Genomic DNA, 17,583 nt, shown 5'->3' with positions numbered 1-17,583 from the left:
CCGCGGTGCCCGGCCTAGACCTTCGGCGCGGTGGTCGTGTCGGTCTGACCGTTCTGCTGGCGCAGCAGGTCGCGGATGTCGTGCAAAATGTCGACGTCGGTTTCCGCTGCTTCTTCCTTGGTGAGTCCGTGCTTCGCGTTCTGGCGATCAATCACCATCTTCATCGGCAGGACCAGTCCGAAGTAGACCACCGCGGCAGTCAGCAGGAACTGGATGACCGCGCCGATCACGAGGCCATATGCGATGACCGGTCCGTTCATGATCTGAACGCCGGCCTCGTTGATCGCCTCAGCGTCAAACAGGGCCGCGATCACCGGGTTGATGATGCCGTTGACGACGGCAGTCACGATTGCGGTGAACGCGCCACCGATCACGACGGCAACCGCCAGTTCAATGACGTTGCCGCGCAACAGAAATGCTTTAAAACCGCTCATGGTGCTCCAAGTATTCGAAATCAGGACGTTCGACACCGAGAGTACAGGCTGGATTCCCGCCTGCGGCTGAGATGAACGCGGACGACTACTTCGAGCCCGCAGAACTCGAAGACTTCGAGCCCGAGGAAGAACCTGATCCTGAAGAGGAGCCGGAGCTGTTCGAACCGGAGTTGCTCGACGTGGTCGTCGCGGGCTTCGATGAGGAGCCCGAGTCAGACTTCTTGGAGGTCGACGGGGAACTCGAGCTCGCTGCCGCACGCGAGTCGGTGCGGTAGAAGCCGGTGCCGTTGAAGGTGACGCCGATGCTGTCGTACTTCTTCCGAAGCAGTCCGCCGCACTCTGGGCAGACCGTGAGGGAGTCTTCGGTGAAGGACTGGTGCTGCTCGAAACCATGCCCGCACTCGGTGCAGGCGTAGCGGTACGTTGGCACAGTTAACTCCTTGGAATATCGGTGATTCCCTCGTCTGAAACGACGCCATCAACTGCCTGGTCGTGCTCTTCAGCGGGAATTTCGTCTCGCAACTCGTCTGCGAAGACGACCGCGTACACGAGCGGGGATTGTTCCATGCTACCCAAGGTTTTGTCAAAGAATCCGCGGCCCCAACCGAGGCGGGTTCCTTCGCGATCAACCGCGGCGGCTGGCACGAGAATGAGGTCGACTTCGCCGAGCGCATTTGGCGGGAGCGGGTCGCCGTCCGGCTCGAGAATTCCGAGGATCCCGCTGGCGACGGGGCCACGGTGCTCCGCCCAATCGAGGAGCCCGTCTTCGCGAACGATCGGAAGAATCACCGCGACGTCGTTGTCGCGAGCCCACTGCAAGAAGGGCATCATGTCTGGCTCTTCTTCAGTGGAGAAGTAGGCCGCCACAGACTTCGCCTCGAACCGCTGCGTCACGGCAATCAAGTTGGCGGTGAGGGCGCGGGCTGCCGTTGCTCGTTCTTCCGGCGTTCGGGCCGCTCGCCCGGCTCGCAGCTCTGCGCGCAGTTCTCGTTTGCGATCCTGCATCTCGCTCGTCATTCCGCCAGTCTACGCGGCGATCTTCACGATCTCTCGGTGCTCTGCGCAATAGGCTCTCCCTGTGGCGTATACCCTCCCGACGTTGACCGACGGCCCAGTGACGGTCCGACCGATCCGTTCTCGTGATGCACGCGTGCTCGATGAAACCCTCATGGCGAACCGCGATTGGCTTTCGAAATGGGAGGCCACGCTGCCCGGCTACGGTGCCACGAAGGCCTTCGATACGAAGGCCACGATCCGCAACCTCATCGAGCAGGCGCGCAACGGCGACGGCCTGCCGTTCTCCGTCGAGTACGAGGGTGAGTTCGCTGGCCAGGTCAACGTCTCGGGGATCACCTCCGGCGCCCTCTCCAGCGCGAGCATCGGCTATTGGGTGGGGCGGCGGTATGCCGGTCACAACATCACACCGACTGCAGTTGCGCTCGTGACCGACTACTGCCTGTTCGAGATGGGACTGCACCGCATGGAGGTGTGCATTCGGCCCGAGAACCTGGCGTCGCTTCGCGTGGTCGAGAAGCTCGGCTTCAGATTCGAGGGGCTGCGCCGGCGCTACATTCACATCGACGGCGACTGGCGAGACCACCTCTGCTTCGCGCTCGTGCGCGAGGAACTGCACGAGCGACTCTTGCAGCGTTGGAAGCGCGGTCAGGTGCCGGTCTTTGATCGCTCGGTCTACCCGGTCGAGATAGGCGGGCGGCCCTAAGACACCGTCGCTGCGCAGGGTCGCTGGCCGGGGTCGCTGACCAGATGCGCTGTGCAGGTTCGCTGTGCAGGGGAGTTACGCAGAGACGAAGCGCGCTGGAATCAGAGCGCTTTGAAAACTCGACCGTGCGGGCCGACGAAGGCGAATGGCGTCTCGGTGATCGCAACCACGGTCTTGCCGATGGAGAAACGCTGCAGGTGCTCCGCAACGCTCGTTTTTCACTACGAACCTGCGCAACACGCCCCCTGCATCCGGCGCTCTATTCTCGTTGCGGCATACGGTGACGCCATGGGCTTTGGAATGGGTGGACTCGGAACGACTCTCGTGTTCGTGCTCATTGTCGTGCTGTGGCTCGCGTACCTCCTGCCGGTGTGGGTGAAGCGCCGCGAATACGCCGCCACGGAGCGCAATGCGGTGCGCTTGCAGCAGACGCTGCGCATCATGGCTGAGACCGCGCATACCCCGGAGGTCGTCCACGTGTCGTCAACCTCGCGCGACGTCTTGCGCACCCAGAAAATCGTTGAAAAAGAGCAGAAGCTGGAGCGCGCGAAGGAGCGCGCCGAAGCGGTTGCCAAAGCACGTGAACTGGACCGCGAAATCCAGGCACTCGAAGCCGAAGCGAAGCGCGTTGCAAAGAGCTCGGTGTCTCGCGTCGGTCGTCTTCGCCGCACCCGTCTCGCCTGCACCGCTCTTTTGCTCGTCAGCATCGCCGCGGGGGTGCTCGGGGTTGTGTTCCTGATGACACTCTGGCCGCTGCTCATCCTCGGCACGCTCGGCGTCGTCTCCTCGTTCGCAGGTCTCGCCCTCGTGGCGGCGACCTCCCGTGGGGCATCTCGCGCAAGCGTTGGCGTGCAGCAGACCGAAGAGATCGCCCGGATCGTGCGCCAGCCGCAGTCGCTCACCGAGACGATCTCGCAGTCGATGCTTGCCGAGGCTGCTGAAGAACCACAGGTCGTCGAACGATCCTGGACACCAGCCCCACTGCCAGCGCCGCTCGGTGCTTCGCGCACCGACGATGCCGGCGACGACCCGGTTCGTGCGCTGCGTGCAGCGGTCGCGCGTGCGAAGTACGAAGCGGATGCTGCGGCGGGGCTGCTCGCACCTGTGCAGCCGATCGTTCGTGAGGAGCGGGCTGCTGGTGTGGCTGCGGAGGCTGAGGTTGTTGCATCCGCTGCTGCTGAGGCTGCTGCTTCGCGTGTTGCTGCGCCCGCTGTTGCTTCGGCACCTGCAGCTCCGAAGCCTGCACCGAAGCGCACTTTTGATTCGCTCGCTGAAGCCGAGGCGCTTGCCAACGGGGGAGCGCTCGACGTTTCGGCAGCACTCCGCCGCCGCGTGAGCTAAGGGGCTTTCGACATGGCTGGCGCTTCCGCGGACGACGCACAGGAGCCCGTGCCTTTTGAGAAGTTCCACCGCGACGGCAGCCTCTGGGCTCGCGGGCAGCACCTGGGTGGCACCGAACACGGCTACTGGGAGTGGTTCCGTCTCGACGGCACCATCATGCGCTCGGGCACGTTCGACCACGGAGCGCAGGTCGGCGAATGGACCACCTACGACAAACAGGGCGCGGTCTACAAGGTCACCGATAAGGGCGACGCAAGCTCGTAGCGGCTGAGGTTGACGGCTGTCGTCCAGGCCGATCGTTCGCTGTCAGAAAACCTCTCCACAACGCTTGCAACCCAGTGCAATTTCGGTTGTATGCTGACTGAGCAACACGGGCCCATGGCGCAGTTGGTAGCGCGCCTCGTTCGCATCGAGGAGGTCGGGAGTTCGAATCTCCCTGGGTCCACCATTGCGGCAATCGCCCCGGCCTTACACGGGGCGTTTGTTATGTTCGGCGGCTGCGTTCACACAGCCCCAACCACACTCAACAACTGCAACTTCTCGGCACTCTCACTTCCTGGCACCGCCGTGTACACGAGCAGCGAGTGCGACTGGTTCGGGTCGAGGAGCACCTGGCAGTTCAGTTCGAGCGCGCCGACCTCGGGGTGCACGAACTTCTTGATCTCATGCGGGCGAATGCCGACCTCGTGCTGTTCCCAGACTGTCCGGAACTCTTCGCTGCTCTCGAGTAGCAGCGTCGCCAGGTGGGCTGCCCGTGAACTCGGCCCGCGCAGCGTCATGACGGCGCGGAGGTTTGCCACCCACATCCTTGTGAGGAACGCGTGGTCTTCTGGCGCATAGAGCGAGCGCATTGCTTCGTTCGTGAACCATCGGTAGCCGATGCTGCGTTCTGGCCCGGTAAACCCAGTGAGGTCGCCGGTCAAGGCAACGCTCAGCGGAGTCTGGCGGAGCGTCTCACCGAGTTCCGTCACCACTTCAGCCGCGGTGTCGTGCAGCCGATCGAAGATGCGGAGCAGCCCGGGGCTGATGTGCTCGCTGCTCCCGCCTCGAGGCGGTGGAGTGTGCCCTGCAAGTCGAAAGAGGTGGTCGCGTTCATCGAGCGACAAGTGCAAGCCCTGCGCGATCGCGGCAACCATCTGCTCCGAGGGCTGCGGGCCACGTTCCTGCTCGATGCGCGCGTAATAGTCGGCCGACATGTTGCAGAGCGCGGCAACTTCTTCGCGGCGTAGCCCTGCGGTGCGTCGGCGCTGCCCGCGCCCGAGACCGACGTCTTCAGGTTGCAGGGCTTCGCGGCGAAGCCTGAGGAATTGGGCGAGCCCGGCTCGATCGATCTGCATCTGTTCTCCTTGCCTGCACCCTTTCTACCGGGCGCTTGCGCTCACAGCCACGGCTTCTGAATCCCACCCTCGCGATACGCCTCCGTCAAAAGGTCTGACCCGGCACCCTCGGATCGACAAGCCCTGGATAGCGCCGAGGCCAGCGACGACATTGAGATCACGGCATCACAGGAGCCAACCTCGCTGATGACGATCACCGCACACGAAGGAGCCAGCACATGCCTCGCACAGTCCCGACCATCACCATCCCAAATCTCACCGGCAAGCGCGTCGTCGTCACAGGAGCGAGCGACGGCATGGGTCTCGTCATCGCGAGCCGCCTTGCCGCCGCGGGTGCAGAACTCGTGCTCCCGGTTCGTAACCGTGCGAAAGGTGAGGCGGCAATTGCTGCAGTTCGGCAGCAGACGCCCGGCGCAACGATTTCGCTCCGCGACCTGGATCTTTCTTCGCTCGACTCGGTGACCGCGCTCGCGGAAACCTTGCAGGCCGAAGGCGACCCGATCCACATCCTCATCAACAATGCGGGCGTGATGACGCCGCCCGAGCGCCAAACCACTGCGGATGGCTTCGAGTTGCAGTTCGGCACCAACCACCTCGGTCACTTCGCCCTCGTCGCGCGATTGCTGCCGCTGCTTCGCGCCGGCAAGGCACGAGTCACGACGCAGGCGAGCATCGCTGCGAACCGGGGCGCCATCAACTGGAACGATCTCAACTGGGAGCACTCCTACAACGGCATGAGCGCGTACCAGCAGTCGAAGATCGCGGTCGGCCTGTTCGGACTCGAACTCGATCGTCGAAGCCTCGCGAACGACTGGGGGATCACGAGCAACCTCTCGCACCCGGGTATCGCACCGACGAACCTGCTCGCCGCTCGACCGGAGCTCGGTCGCAGCACCCAGACCCGGGGGCGACGATTGATCCAGCGTCTCTCCGACCGCGGCTTTCTCTTCGGAACCCCGCAGTCGGCAGCGGAACCCGCGCTCTACGCCGCGACACACCCGACGTCGAAGCGTGCCGCGTTCTACGGTCCGAGTGGCCCAGCACATCTCGGTGGTGCGGCGGGCGAGCAGAAGCTCTACTCGCGGTTTCAGAGTGAAGAGCAGGCGAAGCGCCTGTGGGAGATCTCAGAAGACCTCACTGCGGCGCGATTCCCTGCGGTCGCCTAGCGCGGATCCGAACGCGGCGCTCCTGCGGGCTCGGCGGCGTGAAGGTCGCGCTCAGTCGATCTTGATCTGGTACTGGATCATTCCGGATCGCGTTGCGACGCGGTCGTAGAGTGCTCGCGCGGTCGCGTTCGACTCGGCGGTCAGCCAGTACACCTTCGCGGAGCCCTCGGCTTTTGCCTCTCCGTGGACGTGCTCTATGAGCGCAGCACCAACGCCGCCGCTTCGAGCGTTCGGCGCAACGAACAGGTCTTCGAGGTAGCAGTAGTTCGTGGTCGTCCAGGTTGCCGGGTGGATCACCCAGTGGACGAGGCCGATTGCTTCTCCAGCATCGTTCTTGGCGAGCACACCGTGGACGGCCGAGTTCGCGTCGAGCAATTGTGCGAAGGTGTGCTCCGTCGTTGCCTCACCAAGATTCGACTCGTAAAAGTCGAGGTAAGCAAGCCAGAGTGTTCGCCACTCCTCGTAGTCGTCGGTGGTGAGCTGCGCGATTGTCGTCATACATGCAGACTATCGACGGCTCAGATGCCAACCACGGCACGCCACTTTGCCGCGAGCGAGTCGATGTTCTCGTGGGCGTTCAGGCCACTGGGCTGCGGCACCACCCAGAGCTCGATGCCCTCGGGCCAGCCCTCGATCAGCGCCGTGTTCTGCCGGCCGAGCACCGCCTTGGGTTGTGCGAACGCCGTCCGGAACGCGGTGATCCCGGCAATTGCGACCATCTGCGGGCGAAGCGAATCCAGTCTTGCGACAAGATGTGCAGCCGCGGCCGTCAGTTCGGCCGTTGTGAGCTCGTCTGCGCGCACGGTGGCCCGACCGACGAGGTTCGTGATGCCGATGCCGCGAGCAAAGAGATGCGCCTCGTCGTGCTCGGAAAGCCCGCGGGAGGCATCCACCAAATACTCGGTGAGTCCTGCCCGGTGGAGCGCTGGCCAGAACCGGTTGCCCGGCCGCGCGAAGGGTGCGTTGACCGCCGCGGTCCAGAGCCCGGGATTCACGCCGACGATGAGCAGTCGCAGACGCTGCCCGTCACTCGGCAGAACATCGTCGAGTGCGTCCGGATTGTCGCTCGCGAACCGAGCGAGGTCCGACTTGCTCGGCTTGTCTCCGGCGAGGGGGAAGGGCGTCGCTTCGTGCTCATCAATGCTCCTTCGCGATCGTGTTGCTTGCCTCGACCCTTTCATCATTCCGTGCACCGGCGACAACCCAGCCTCCTGGCACAGTGCACGAATGACAATGGGCCCGCGGTGACAGCACATGGTGCGTGCCACACGCGGGCCCGAGGGATCGCAGGAGAGGGCGGAATCGCCCCGCAGCGCTAGTACGCGATCGAGATGTGTGCGTTCTTGTACTGACCGGCTTCGGCCTCGTCGACGATTGCGAGCGCGAAGTCGGCGCCGGAGATCGCGGAATTGCCGTCTTCGTCGAAGAAGGCGATCTCGTCGCCGACGCGATACTTGCCGAGCGCTTCGCCGGGAGCATACGAACCGTACGACTGCGCTGGGCTGAAGAAGGTCCACTCGAGGCCATCGGTCGCGCCTGCCAGCAGGTCGCCGAGGATGTCGTTCATAGTGCGAGCTTCAGCGGCGTATTCCTCTGGGATCTCGCCGGTCTCTGCAAAGCGTGGTTCGCCGTTCGCGGGGCGCAGTGAGCTGAAGCCACCGACGACGAGGAGGCGAGCGCCCGACTTTGCAGCGAGCTGCGCGATCTCCGCATCAACAGCGCGGAGGCTCTCGGCGAGTGCGCCACGAGGGGAGAGCGTCGAGATGATGACCTCGGCGCCCGCAACAGCCTCAGCAACTGCGGCAGTGTCGCTCGCATCGCCGGTTTTGTAGTTCACGTTCTCGATGCTCGCGCTCGGCAGGTTTCGGCTGAAGCTCGTGACGACGTGGCCGCGTGAGGCTGCTTCGCGAACGATGTTCTCGCCGGTGTATCCCGTGCCACCAATGACTGCAATACGCATGACAACTCTTTCCTTGTTGTTCTGAATTCTTCGTGTGCAGAGCGTCGTACCCAACCGCGGAACCAGGGTTGCGACTCGCTCTAGCGGTAACCATACGAGATTTAGTATCTTTTAGTAAGTAGGCACTTTTGAGTAACCAGGGAGAGCAATGGCCGGCGACGTAGCGTTCGATCCGAATCCGTATCAGGAGGGCTGCCCTTCGCGACGAATCCTCGACCAGATCGGTGGCAAGTGGACCGTCCTGATCGTCGGTGCGCTGCATGCAGGCCCGGCCCGATTCTCGACGATCATGCGACGCATCGAGGGGATCTCGCAGAAAATGCTCACCCAAACGCTCCGGGCGCTCGAACGAGACGGGCTCGTGAGTCGAACAACGTATCCCGAAGTCCCGATTCGAGTCGAATACGAACTCACGACCGCCGGCAAGACGCTCCTCGGTCCGCTGCAAGCGCTCCAGGACTGGTCGATCGAACACTTCGGTGCCGTCCTGGATGCCCGAAAGAGTTACGACGCAAAAGTCGCCGCCCCAGTGGAATAGTCGCGACTGGCTTCGCGTTTTCACAGACAGACGCGAAATACTGTTTCGGTCCAAAATCATGCCCGAGAAAGGCGACGTCATGCTCGAAGTGAAGCCAGAGAAGATTCAGATGTTCGGTGCAGACTGGTGCCGCGACTGCATTCGCTCGAAGCGAGTGCTCGACCAGAACGGTGTTGATTACGACTACATCGACCTGGTGCAGCAGCCTGAAGCGGCTGATCTCGCGAAAGCAATCAGTGGCCGCATGAATATTCCTGTCATCGTTTTCCCTGACGGCACCCACCTCATTGAGCCGAGTGACGCGGAGTTGCTCGCGAAGCTGTAAAACCGTTCAACGCGAGTCCCGTGCGGAATGATGCTTCGAGGAGCCCGTCGTGAACGCGCACATAAACATCGAAGCAAACGTGTTTGCAAATTCATTAAATTTTCACTGAATTCTTTTGCATGAACCCGGTGTAATATGGGGGAATGGCAAAAAAGACTGTTATTGAACTTGTTGACGACATCGGCGGCGAGACGATTGAAGACGGCGACGGGCGCACCGTTGAGTTTGCGGTCGGCGGCCAGTCATACGAGATCGACCTCACCAATGAGCGCGTGTCGAGCCTCTACTCTGCACTGCAGCCGTACGTAGACGCTGCCCGTAAAGTCTCAGGCGGCAAGCGGGCTGGTACCCGGCGCGCGGTTGCGAGCAGCTCGCACGACCTGCAGGCGGTCCGCGAGTGGGCCGAGAAGAACGGTCACACGGTTGCAAGCCGTGGCCGTATTCCTCAGGCGGTGCTCGAGGCCTACTCGAACCGTTCGAACTAAACCCTCTGCAATCCCGTCGCACATGAGTGCGGCGGGATTGTTTTATGCCCGCGGTTCGGTTCCGAAGCACGATGAATCGTTATTCAGTGCTCTGCAGCGGATGACACTGAGGTCTCCGCCGTCGTGAAATTCGCGTCCTGATTTACTTTGTGCACATTTGATCAGTACGCGAATGATTGTTTATAGCGAACACTCTGAATTCGAGCATCGGGATCTCTCCCGCGAATCCTCGGCGGAGTTAGCGTGACTAACGCTCGCCGAGTTGCAGTGCAGTCGGCCCACCGAGCGCCGCTCGAATCGAGCGCAAGGGAATATCCACCCACAATGGACGATTCGCGAGCTCATAAACGAGTTCGTACAGCGCCTTGTCGAGTAACAGGGCTGTGAACCATGGCGATTGCGTGTCGATGACCGTTCCGCTCGCCGAGCTATATCCGCGGAGAAACTCTTCGTGCTGGTGTGCGGTCCACAATCGTGCCGCGTCTTCATTCCCGCCAATTTCGGTCACGCTCACTTTGCCCTGCGCATACGTGAACGAGCGCAAGATGCCGACTACATCGCGAAGCGGCGACTCGCGTTGCATTCGCTCGGCAAGTGGCCGCAGCGGTTCGCCTTCGAAATCGAGAATCTTCCAGCCGCCGTCACGTTGCCGCAGCACCTGGCCGAGGTGGAGGTCACCGTGAATGTGTTGCACGGTGCCAAGAGGTGGCAGGGTCGCAAGCCGACGCGCATGGCGGTCGAGCGTTGCATCGAAGTCAGCCAGCGCCGCCCCGGCTTCTCGACGAGCCCATTCGAGCCGGCCCAGGAGCACCTGTCGCAGCGCTTCGTTCTGCGATGCAGACGCCGTCTCAGAACCGAGCGCGGTGGCGAGGCTCATATGCACCGCAGCCACGGCGGCGCCGAGCCCGGCAGCATCGAGATCGCCGTGCTGACCACCAGAGAGCACGCGCCGTGCATCGGCGAGTGAGAGATCCCAGGCATCTTCTGCACCAGGAACGAACTCGCTCAGCACCGCGAGGTGTCCCCGCACCGGCCGCTCGTCCGCGTGCCAGGTGCCGAGGAGCGCTGCGTAGCAGGCTGGGACCGCGGGGCACCCTGCAGTGGTCAGTGCGCTCGAGACGACGACGTCTGGGTTCTCGCCTTCGGCGACGATGCGGAACACCTTCATGATGAACGGCTGCGCGGCGTCGCGGGCGATCACGGAGGTATTGGATTGCTCGCCAGTGATGAGGAGCCATTCACTCGACTCCGGGTCGAACTCTGCGAACCGATTCGCGGTGAAACCAGCGCTCGTCGCGGCTTGGCGCGTTAGATCGCGGTGCTGCGCTGCGTCGTTCCCGGTGGGCCTCCCGGCTCCGTGAGCAAGCCGTGCGTACTCCTGCATCGAGGCAGGGTCGGCGCATGCGTCGACGAGCCAGCGGAGTTCACCGTCCACCTCGACGGGGTGTGGGCTGATTCCTCCTCGAGCGGGTCGACGGGAAAGGAGCGTCACAGGGACCTGCAGCGTCACCGCAGAGTCGTCGTGTTTTGCGGAGAAGAAAAGGATCGCGCTCGAACCGGGAACGAGATCGAGCGTCGAGAGCAGGGTGAGTTCTGCGCTCAAACCGAGCGGAAACCACCGTGCCGCGCGCACCCAGGCGACAACCGGGTCGAGAACCGTGGCGGTCGTTGCCCAGTGCGTCATCGAAACCATACCTTCATCATCGGGCACGGGAGCGCGTTCGCGCATCACATTGTGTCCGCGCGGTGATCGTGCCGTCCGGTCAGCGCGCCGAGTCAGGAATCGGAGATCTCGCGCTTCGCGTCACGCTCGTCGATGCGCTCTGCGCGCTTCGCCGACTTTTTCTGGATTTTCGCGGCGCGACGCTGCTCGACTTCGAGCTCACGGGCTGTGACTTTCTCGACGATCTTGGCTTGGCGACGTTCCGCCGTCGCCAGCCGCTCTTCGAGTTCGCGCACGACCTTGTTCGCCTCCTTGACCTGTTTGTCCTTCAAAACAGCAGGTGGCAGGGCGACGGCAAGTTCTTCCTCGAGTTCAGCGCGCTGCGACCATGCTTCGATTCCGTCGAGGAGCCGCGCGAGGCCGAAGAAGAACTCGCGATCGCTGTCGGTCGGAGTCGTGGCGAACACTCCCTCTGCAACGATCTTTGCGAGGTCCGGGAACCGCTCCTGCGTCACCAGCAGGGGGAGCGCCGCACGCACTTGCGAGTCCACAGCGCTCTCGCGACCGGCAAGCCCGAAGAGTCCGACGTAACCGAGCAACAGCAGAGTGATCGCGATCTTCGATTCGTCGGGAATGCGCAGTTCTCGCATCGCTCGAAGCGCGGCATCGGTCACTGCGAAACGATTCGGGGTCGTCGGCGTCTGCGCCGGCGGCATATCGGCCATCCATGGGTGCGCCCGGTACCCCGCGTGGACGACGCGGGCCCACTCGCGCAGTTGCTCCCGCCAGGTGCCGCCTGTCACTGGGATCGGGAAGTCGTTGGCCTTGTCGAACATGAGCAGCAGCAGCTCTTCTTTGCTCGTGACGTGCCGGTACAGCGACATGGTCGTGAACCCGAGGGCGTTCGCGACTCGCGCCATCGAGACGGCGTGCAGACCCTCCGCATCGGCGATCTCGACGGCGGCTTCGACGATCCGCTCGATGCTGAGTTCACGCTTGCGCCCACGGTGGGGGAGTTCGGCAATACCCCAGGCGAGTGCAACCGCATGCGGCAGCTCCGGGAGATCAGCGTCGGCTGTGGTCGAGGGTGCTTCGACCTGCTCGTCGTCGACCGCGGATTCAGAAATCGATTCGGTCATCTCACCCACCGGTTTCAGGGTGACTACCGGTTCGCTCGCCGCTTTCGAGTCCTGCGATTGCTGCCATGTCGTCGCCGTCGAGCGAGAAGGAATGCAGTTCGAGGTTCTCGCGCATTCGTGCCACTGACGACGATTTCGGGATCGCCGAAATGCCCTCCTGCAGATGCCAGCGCAGCACGACCTGTGCGACCGAGACCGCGTGCTTCTTGGCAATTCCGTCGAGGGTCGGTTCGTGCATGATCTTTCCGCGAGCGAGGGGGCTCCAGGCCTGCGTGACAACGCCGTGCTGCTCGTGGAACGCACGAAGCTCGCGCTGCGGCAGCCACGGGTGCAGCTCGACCTGGTTGAGCGCGGGGACGACGCCGGTCTCGGTGATGAGCCGCTGGATGTGCTCCTCGGTGAAGTTGCTCACTCCGATGTCGCGAACGCGTCCTGCCTGCTGCAATTCGACGAACGCGCGCCAGGTTTCGACATAGGTGCCGAGCGCTGGCCTCGGCCAGTGGATGAGATACAGATCGAGTACGTCGATTTCGAGCCGTTCCATGCTGGTTTCGAAGTCGCGCATGACCTCGTCGCGAGTCATCGTCTCGCCCCAGAACTTCGTTGTCAGGAACAGGTGTTCGCGCGCTCCGGTCTCGAGGAGCGCACGACCCACCTCGGCCTCGTTGCGGTAGAACGCTGCCGTGTCGAGGAGGGGGTACCCGACCTCGATCGCTTCTCGCGCGCGCTGCTCCGCTTCGAGCGGCGGCACTTTGTAGAGTCCGTAGCCTTGCAGGGGAATGGTTGCCCCGCTTCGCAGCGGGAGCGATGAAATCTGCATAGTTCCTATTCTTCCAGGTGGCCCTTGGGCCGCTGTCAAGGTGTTCGGCCGGCGCTCACGGTCAGCGTGCGAGTTCCATTGGTCCGGTGTCGGCCGGACTTTCGATCCCGTGTCGGAGGTCGGGTTGGTGCTTTCTGAACACGAGCGCGACCGCTGCGGCGAGTGCGACGTACACGATCGCAGTCCACATGGCCCCGGCAGCACCGAACGCGTCGATGCTGAAGCCTGCAATTGCGCTGCCGGTCGCGGCACCGATCAGTTGCCCGGTGCCCACCCAGCCGTACGCTTCCGCGGTGTCGCTGAACTTCACCGTGCCTGCCACGATGCTGCTCATCGCCGCCAGTGCCGGAGCGATGCCGAGACCCGCGATGAAGAGCGCGAGCGCAAGGCCCCAGAAGTCGAGCAGGAAGGCGCTGAGTGCGGTGCCGAACAGCACGAGCACGAGTCGCAGCCCGAGTGAATGCCTGCGCACGGGAAGGTGCCCGAAGGACAGCCCGCCGGCGAAGGAACCGATCGCGTAGATACCGAGGATGATGCCCGCGTTGGCATTGCCGTGGCCGAAGAGCGAGACCACACCGGCCTCGATCGCCGAGCAGCTTCCGATGAGGAGGAGCCCGGCGACCATGCTCAAGAGCACGGGGCGCTTCCGCAGCACCACGCCGAGCTTCCGCTTCGCAAGCGGGATCCGGAGCTTGCCGATCTCCGGGGAGAACGTGAACCAGAGGGTTCCGAGCAACTGGAACGCGAGCGCGAGCAACAGGCCTTCAGTCGTTCCGACCTGAGTCGCCATGAAGGTGACGGCGACCGGTCCGATGACCCAGATGACTTCCTGCAGGGTCGCATCGAGCGAGAACAAGGAGGTGAGCAGCTTCTGCGGCACCATCTTGGGGTAGAGGGTGCGAACGGCTGGGAGCACGGGTGGGAACGCGAATCCACCGATGAATCCGGCGATCATCGCACCCCATACCGGGAGAGGGAACACCGCAATCGTGAGGATCGCTGCGATGCACACGATCATGGTGGCAAGGAGCACGCGTCTCGTTCCGAAGCGGCCCATCCACCGGCTCGTCACGGGTCCGCTGATGCCCTGACCGATGCTCATCGCGGCGAGCACGAGCCCCGCGGCCCCGTACGAACCGTGCTGCTGCTCGATGTGCATGAGCACGCCGAGCGAGTACATGCCGCCCGGGAAGCGGGCGACGAGCTGTGCGGCCATGATCCGGGAGACCCCGGGCGTTTTTGCGACTTGGGTGTACTTCGACACTCCTACCTCGCTTGCATTCTGATGGCACCATCGAGACGGATGGTTTCACCATTCAGCATCGGGTTGTCGAGAATATGGCGCACGAGCGCCGCGTATTCGCTCGGTTTTCCGAGTCGTGAGGGGTGCGGCACCTGCTCCGCGAGCGATGCCTGTGCGGCCTCGGGCAGACCAGCCATCATCGGTGTCTCGAAGATGCCCGGAGCGATCGTCATGACTCGGATGAGCGAGCGCGCGAACTCGCGGGCTAACGGGAGGGTCATCGCAGCGACCCCGCCCTTCGAGGCCGAGTACGCGGCCTGACCGATTTGCCCGTCGAAGGCCGCGACGGAAGCGGTGTTGATGATGACGCCGCGCTCGCCTTCGATTGCTTCGTTCGACTGCATCGCAGCAGCCGCGAGACGCACGACGTTGAAGGTGCCGATCAAGTTGATCTGAATCACGCGGGCGAAGTTCTCCAGCGGCAGCGGACCGGTCTTCCCGACCGTGCGCTCCGCGGTTGCAACGCCCGCACAGTTGACGACGGTGCGCAAGGGCGCGAGCGCATTCGCAGCCGCGATCGCTTGAGCGACGACCGACTCTTCCGTGATGTCGCCGACGACCGAGTGGACTGTCGTATCGTCGTGCGCGCGCAGATCTGCGATCACCACGTCTGCGCCCGCCTCGCGCAGTGCCGCGACGGTTGCTGCGCCAAGACCGCTCGCACCACCTGTGACAAGCGCTGAGGAACCTTGCAATTTCATTCGACAATCCTCTCAAACAGTGTGGCGTTCGCCATACCGGCTCCCTCGCACATCAGCTGCACCCCGAAGCGGCTGTTGGAGCGGTGCAATCCGTGCAGCAGTGTCGTCATGATCCGCACTCCGGTCGCACCGAGCGGATGCCCGAGCGCAATCGCCCCGCCCTCGGGATTCACTCGCGCAGGGTCGACGCCGCTGTGCTGTATCCAGGCGAGAACCACCGAGGCGAACGCCTCGTTGACTTCGAAACGATCGATGTCGTCGTAGTGCAGTCCGTTGCGCTCGAGGAGTTGTTCGCAGGCGGGAATGATGCCCGTGAGCATCTCGATCGGGTCGCTGCCGACCGACAGCCCGTCGACGATGCGAGCAAGGGGTCGCAGACCGAGGTCGCGCGCTTCGTCTTCGCGCATGACGAGTGCCGCTGCGGCGCCGTCGGTGAACGGCGACGATGATCCGGCGGTGACGCTCCACTGGATTTCCGGGAACCGTGATTCGATCGCCGGATCGCGAAACGCAGGATTCAGCGTGCCCAATGCTTCGATCGTTGTCGTGGCTCGGATCGTCTCGTCAACGTCGTGGCGCCTGCCGTCGGGGAGGAGTACCCCTGTGAGCTCTCGAGTGAAGTCGGCGGCGGACGCGCGCTGGTGGGATTGCGCAGCGAAGGCATCTTGCATTGCGCGGCTCAAGCCGTAACGAGCAGCGATGAGCTCTGCAGAGATTCCCTGATGGACGAGGGTTCCGAACCGCTCGTGGCTCGCGGGCGAGAAGGGATCCTGGCCCGCCTGCGCGCTGCCGAGCGGCACCCGGCTCATCGATTCGACGCCGCCGGCGATGACTCGGGAGGCAACTCCGGTCTCCACCAGGGCTGCGGCGAACAGCGTCGCCTGCTGACCTGAGCCGCACTGCCGGTCAATGGTGACGCCGGGAAGAGTGACGGGAAGCCCCGAACTCATGATGGCGTTGCGCGCAATATTCGCGCTCTGCTCGCCGACCTGGCTCACGCACCCGGCGATCACGTCGTCGATCGAGCCGGGCTCGACGCTGCTTCGCTCGAGCAGTGCGTGCAGTGTTTGGCCGAGGAGTGCCGCGGGGTGCACTTCGCTCAGTGCACCACCGGGTTTTCCTTTTCCGGACGGTGTTCGCACGCTGTCGACGATGACGGTATTCCTGAACCCCACGATGAACCTCCACGAGCCAACCTATCTGGCTCCGAGGACTCCCGGAATGTCGAACGCGAGCGCTCGTCCAGCGTTCGGCGTCTGTTTACCCTCCGGCGACGACGACCACGATGAGTTCACTCGGATTTTCGAAATGCGCAAGTGATTCTTCGTTCGTGACGAGTGCGGTGAGTGGCGCGGCGACGATGGTGCCGATGTTGGTGGGCGAGGCGCTGACCGTGTCTGCGATTCGCTGCGGGGCCCAGCCTGATTCGTCGAAGTTCTGGAAGATCTCGTCGAGCGCGTCCGGTCCGCCCGGCAAGACCGCGACCGCTCCCTTGGCGTTGACGCCTGCAACAGCGACATCGAGACCGGCGACGCACACCGGGTCAAAACCTTCAATGGCCGACTCCGGGGAGAAGTTCGCGTTCGCGAGTCCGATGACACCCGCCGGAAGTGAGATCCCGCTCATCGAGAGCAGTGCGTTGATCTGTTGATCGCTGCACCGTGCTTCGTCGACATTTTGCGGAGCGAAGCATCCGGTCAGCGCGAGCGTTGCGCCCGCGATGGCAAGAACGGCAAAACTGCGAAGTCTCGTACGCACTGTCTTCATGATGCTTCTACTCTACGGGCTGCACATTTGTGATCCGATGCGCGATGCCCGAACCCAGATCGGCCTCAGTGTTCGTTCATGTGGCAGAAAAACGGCCACGCCCACCGGAGTGGGCGCGGCCGTCTGTGAAATTCGGGGTGCTTCGAGCGCTCAGGAACCGAGCGACATCATCATGACCAGGAACAGCTTGTCGTTGTCGGGCCAGGAGTTGTCTGGGTCAACCGACTGCAGCATCTCTTCGAGGGTTCCACCGACGAGGGTTCCCTCTTCCGGGCTGCTGAGGATCGTGGTTCCGAACATCGAGGCGCTCGGGTCGAGCTCCTTCAGGTTCGAGAAGAACGTTTCGTAGCTCTCCTGATCAGCGATCACGGCGTAGGAGACCGAGACGAGGTCGAAGCTCGTGGCGCACAGGACATCGACGCCGTCGAGGAGGTCGGGGAGCGCGAAGCCGTCGGTCCATCCGCTGCTCGATCCCGAGCTGAACGCGTTGTAGAACTCTTCGGTGCACTGACCGTTGGAAGCGATCGGGTGGTCTGAATCGGCAGCGTTGCCGCCGCTTCCGCTTCCGCTGTCGTCGCCGTTGTCGGTCTCTTCCTCATCGACGTCAACGTCGCTCGGAGTAATCGATGGTTCGCTTGTCGTTTCTGAATCCGAGCTCGCCGATGGAGGGGTGCCACCACCGTTGATGCTCGGCGGGGCCGGAACACACGCGGCGAGGCCGAAGGTCACGAGACCGGCGAGGGCGAGGCCCACGAGCGATCGGCGGGAACGGTTCGGGAGTGTGGGGCTCATGGGGTGCCTTTCGTCGGAAGTCATCGGAGACCATGCAAGCGTTTGTGGTCAACGCTTCGTGGTGCCGAGCTTCGACCGGTCAAGGTGCTGAC

General features: G+C 63.3%; 22 protein-coding genes and 1 tRNA gene. 8 read left to right on the top strand and 15 right to left on the bottom strand.

The window, feature by feature from the left end; all coding sequences use genetic code 11:
- Positions 1-14: 14 nt before the first annotated feature.
- The 3 genes from mscL to U2H20_RS05865 all read right to left on the bottom strand — a co-directional run bounded on the left by mscL (position 15) and on the right by U2H20_RS05865 (position 1,451).
- Positions 15-434 carry a large conductance mechanosensitive channel protein MscL gene (mscL, locus tag U2H20_RS05875; protein ID WP_430591360.1) on the bottom strand — a complete coding sequence of 140 codons (420 nt, stop codon included), beginning with the start codon at positions 432-434 and terminating at the stop codon, positions 15-17.
- Positions 435-519: 85 nt separating this feature from the next.
- On the bottom strand, positions 520-864 hold the full coding sequence (locus U2H20_RS05870; protein WP_430591359.1) for an FmdB family zinc ribbon protein: 345 nt from the start codon (positions 862-864) through the stop codon (positions 520-522).
- 2 nt (positions 865-866) lie between these two features.
- On the bottom strand, positions 867-1,451 hold the full coding sequence (locus U2H20_RS05865) for a 5-formyltetrahydrofolate cyclo-ligase (RefSeq protein ID WP_430591358.1): 585 nt from the start codon (positions 1,449-1,451) through the stop codon (positions 867-869).
- Between the two features lie 61 nt (positions 1,452-1,512).
- Between U2H20_RS05865 and U2H20_RS05860 the strand changes: the two genes are divergently transcribed.
- The 4 genes from U2H20_RS05860 (at position 1,513) to U2H20_RS05845 (ending at position 3,943) form a co-directional block, all read left to right on the top strand.
- On the top strand, positions 1,513-2,154 hold the full coding sequence (locus U2H20_RS05860) for a GNAT family N-acetyltransferase (protein WP_430593549.1): 642 nt from the start codon (positions 1,513-1,515) through the stop codon (positions 2,152-2,154).
- A 288-nt stretch (positions 2,155-2,442) separates the two neighbouring features.
- Positions 2,443-3,495: a hypothetical protein gene (locus U2H20_RS05855; protein WP_430593548.1), complete on the top strand. Its 1,053-nt coding sequence runs from the start codon at positions 2,443-2,445 to the stop codon at positions 3,493-3,495.
- A 12-nt stretch (positions 3,496-3,507) separates the two neighbouring features.
- Positions 3,508-3,759: a toxin-antitoxin system YwqK family antitoxin gene (locus U2H20_RS05850; RefSeq protein WP_430593547.1), complete on the top strand. Its 252-nt coding sequence runs from the start codon at positions 3,508-3,510 to the stop codon at positions 3,757-3,759.
- 108 nt (positions 3,760-3,867) lie between these two features.
- Positions 3,868-3,943 (top strand) — tRNA-Ala (locus U2H20_RS05845).
- A gap of 55 nt (positions 3,944-3,998) precedes the next feature.
- Here U2H20_RS05845 and U2H20_RS05840 read toward each other — a convergent pair.
- Positions 3,999-4,832 carry a helix-turn-helix transcriptional regulator gene (locus tag U2H20_RS05840; protein ID WP_430593546.1) on the bottom strand — a complete coding sequence of 278 codons (834 nt, stop codon included), beginning with the start codon at positions 4,830-4,832 and terminating at the stop codon, positions 3,999-4,001.
- A gap of 218 nt (positions 4,833-5,050) precedes the next feature.
- Here U2H20_RS05840 and U2H20_RS05835 point away from each other — a divergent pair, with 218 nt between their 5' ends.
- Positions 5,051-5,998, top strand: coding sequence for an SDR family oxidoreductase (locus tag U2H20_RS05835; RefSeq protein WP_430593545.1), 948 nt, complete (start codon positions 5,051-5,053; stop codon positions 5,996-5,998).
- Between the two features lie 51 nt (positions 5,999-6,049).
- Here the strand turns inward: U2H20_RS05835 and U2H20_RS05830 are convergent, their stop codons facing one another.
- The 3 genes from U2H20_RS05830 to U2H20_RS05820 all read right to left on the bottom strand — a co-directional run bounded on the left by U2H20_RS05830 (position 6,050) and on the right by U2H20_RS05820 (position 7,958).
- Positions 6,050-6,496: a GNAT family N-acetyltransferase gene (locus tag U2H20_RS05830; RefSeq protein ID WP_430593544.1), complete on the bottom strand. Its 447-nt coding sequence runs from the start codon at positions 6,494-6,496 to the stop codon at positions 6,050-6,052.
- Between the two features lie 20 nt (positions 6,497-6,516).
- The gene (locus tag U2H20_RS05825) at positions 6,517-7,179 is read right to left on the bottom strand and encodes a mismatch-specific DNA-glycosylase (protein ID WP_430593607.1); all 663 of its coding nucleotides are present in this window, start codon (positions 7,177-7,179) and stop codon (positions 6,517-6,519) included.
- A gap of 134 nt (positions 7,180-7,313) precedes the next feature.
- Entirely contained in the window at positions 7,314-7,958 is a 645-nt protein-coding gene (locus tag U2H20_RS05820; RefSeq protein WP_430593543.1) for an NAD(P)-dependent oxidoreductase, read from the bottom strand.
- A gap of 148 nt (positions 7,959-8,106) precedes the next feature.
- On the opposite strand from U2H20_RS05820, the gene U2H20_RS05815 reads away from it, so the two are divergent.
- From U2H20_RS05815 to U2H20_RS05805, 3 genes are all read left to right on the top strand, one after another.
- The gene (locus U2H20_RS05815; RefSeq protein ID WP_430593542.1) at positions 8,107-8,496 is read left to right on the top strand and encodes a winged helix-turn-helix transcriptional regulator; all 390 of its coding nucleotides are present in this window, start codon (positions 8,107-8,109) and stop codon (positions 8,494-8,496) included.
- Between the two features lie 58 nt (positions 8,497-8,554).
- On the top strand, positions 8,555-8,821 hold the full coding sequence (locus U2H20_RS05810) for a glutaredoxin family protein (protein WP_430593541.1): 267 nt from the start codon (positions 8,555-8,557) through the stop codon (positions 8,819-8,821).
- Between the two features lie 143 nt (positions 8,822-8,964).
- Positions 8,965-9,306: a histone-like nucleoid-structuring protein Lsr2 gene (locus U2H20_RS05805; RefSeq protein ID WP_430593540.1), complete on the top strand. Its 342-nt coding sequence runs from the start codon at positions 8,965-8,967 to the stop codon at positions 9,304-9,306.
- 247 nt (positions 9,307-9,553) lie between these two features.
- Here U2H20_RS05805 and U2H20_RS05800 read toward each other — a convergent pair whose 3' ends face one another.
- From U2H20_RS05800 to U2H20_RS05765, 8 genes are all read right to left on the bottom strand, one after another.
- Entirely contained in the window at positions 9,554-10,990 is a 1,437-nt protein-coding gene (locus U2H20_RS05800; RefSeq protein ID WP_430593539.1) for a phosphotransferase, read from the bottom strand.
- Positions 10,991-11,082: 92 nt separating this feature from the next.
- Positions 11,083-12,108 carry a TetR/AcrR family transcriptional regulator gene (locus U2H20_RS05795; RefSeq protein ID WP_430593538.1) on the bottom strand — a complete coding sequence of 342 codons (1,026 nt, stop codon included), beginning with the start codon at positions 12,106-12,108 and terminating at the stop codon, positions 11,083-11,085.
- Between the two features lies 1 nt (position 12,109).
- The gene (locus U2H20_RS05790) at positions 12,110-12,928 is read right to left on the bottom strand and encodes an aldo/keto reductase (RefSeq protein ID WP_430593537.1); all 819 of its coding nucleotides are present in this window, start codon (positions 12,926-12,928) and stop codon (positions 12,110-12,112) included.
- A gap of 61 nt (positions 12,929-12,989) precedes the next feature.
- The gene (locus U2H20_RS05785) at positions 12,990-14,192 is read right to left on the bottom strand and encodes an MFS transporter (RefSeq protein WP_430593536.1); all 1,203 of its coding nucleotides are present in this window, start codon (positions 14,190-14,192) and stop codon (positions 12,990-12,992) included.
- Positions 14,193-14,194: 2 nt separating this feature from the next.
- On the bottom strand, positions 14,195-14,932 hold the full coding sequence (locus U2H20_RS05780) for an SDR family NAD(P)-dependent oxidoreductase (RefSeq protein WP_430593535.1): 738 nt from the start codon (positions 14,930-14,932) through the stop codon (positions 14,195-14,197).
- The gene (locus U2H20_RS05775) at positions 14,929-16,107 is read right to left on the bottom strand and encodes a thiolase family protein (protein WP_430593534.1); all 1,179 of its coding nucleotides are present in this window, start codon (positions 16,105-16,107) and stop codon (positions 14,929-14,931) included. Before U2H20_RS05775 ends, U2H20_RS05780 begins: the two co-directional genes overlap by 4 nt.
- Before the next feature lie 85 nt (positions 16,108-16,192).
- On the bottom strand, positions 16,193-16,699 hold the full coding sequence (locus U2H20_RS05770) for a hypothetical protein (RefSeq protein WP_430593533.1): 507 nt from the start codon (positions 16,697-16,699) through the stop codon (positions 16,193-16,195).
- 150 nt (positions 16,700-16,849) lie between these two features.
- Entirely contained in the window at positions 16,850-17,491 is a 642-nt protein-coding gene (locus U2H20_RS05765; RefSeq protein ID WP_430593532.1) for a hypothetical protein, read from the bottom strand.
- Positions 17,492-17,583 lie beyond the last annotated feature (92 nt).

This window comes from Humidisolicoccus flavus (genome assembly GCF_045689595.1).
In the GTDB taxonomy this organism is placed as follows: Bacteria; Actinomycetota; Actinomycetes; order Actinomycetales; family Microbacteriaceae; genus Humidisolicoccus; species Humidisolicoccus flavus.
The sequence above is the reverse complement of the archived record's forward strand: the minus strand, read 5'-3'. Positions and strand labels throughout refer to the sequence as shown.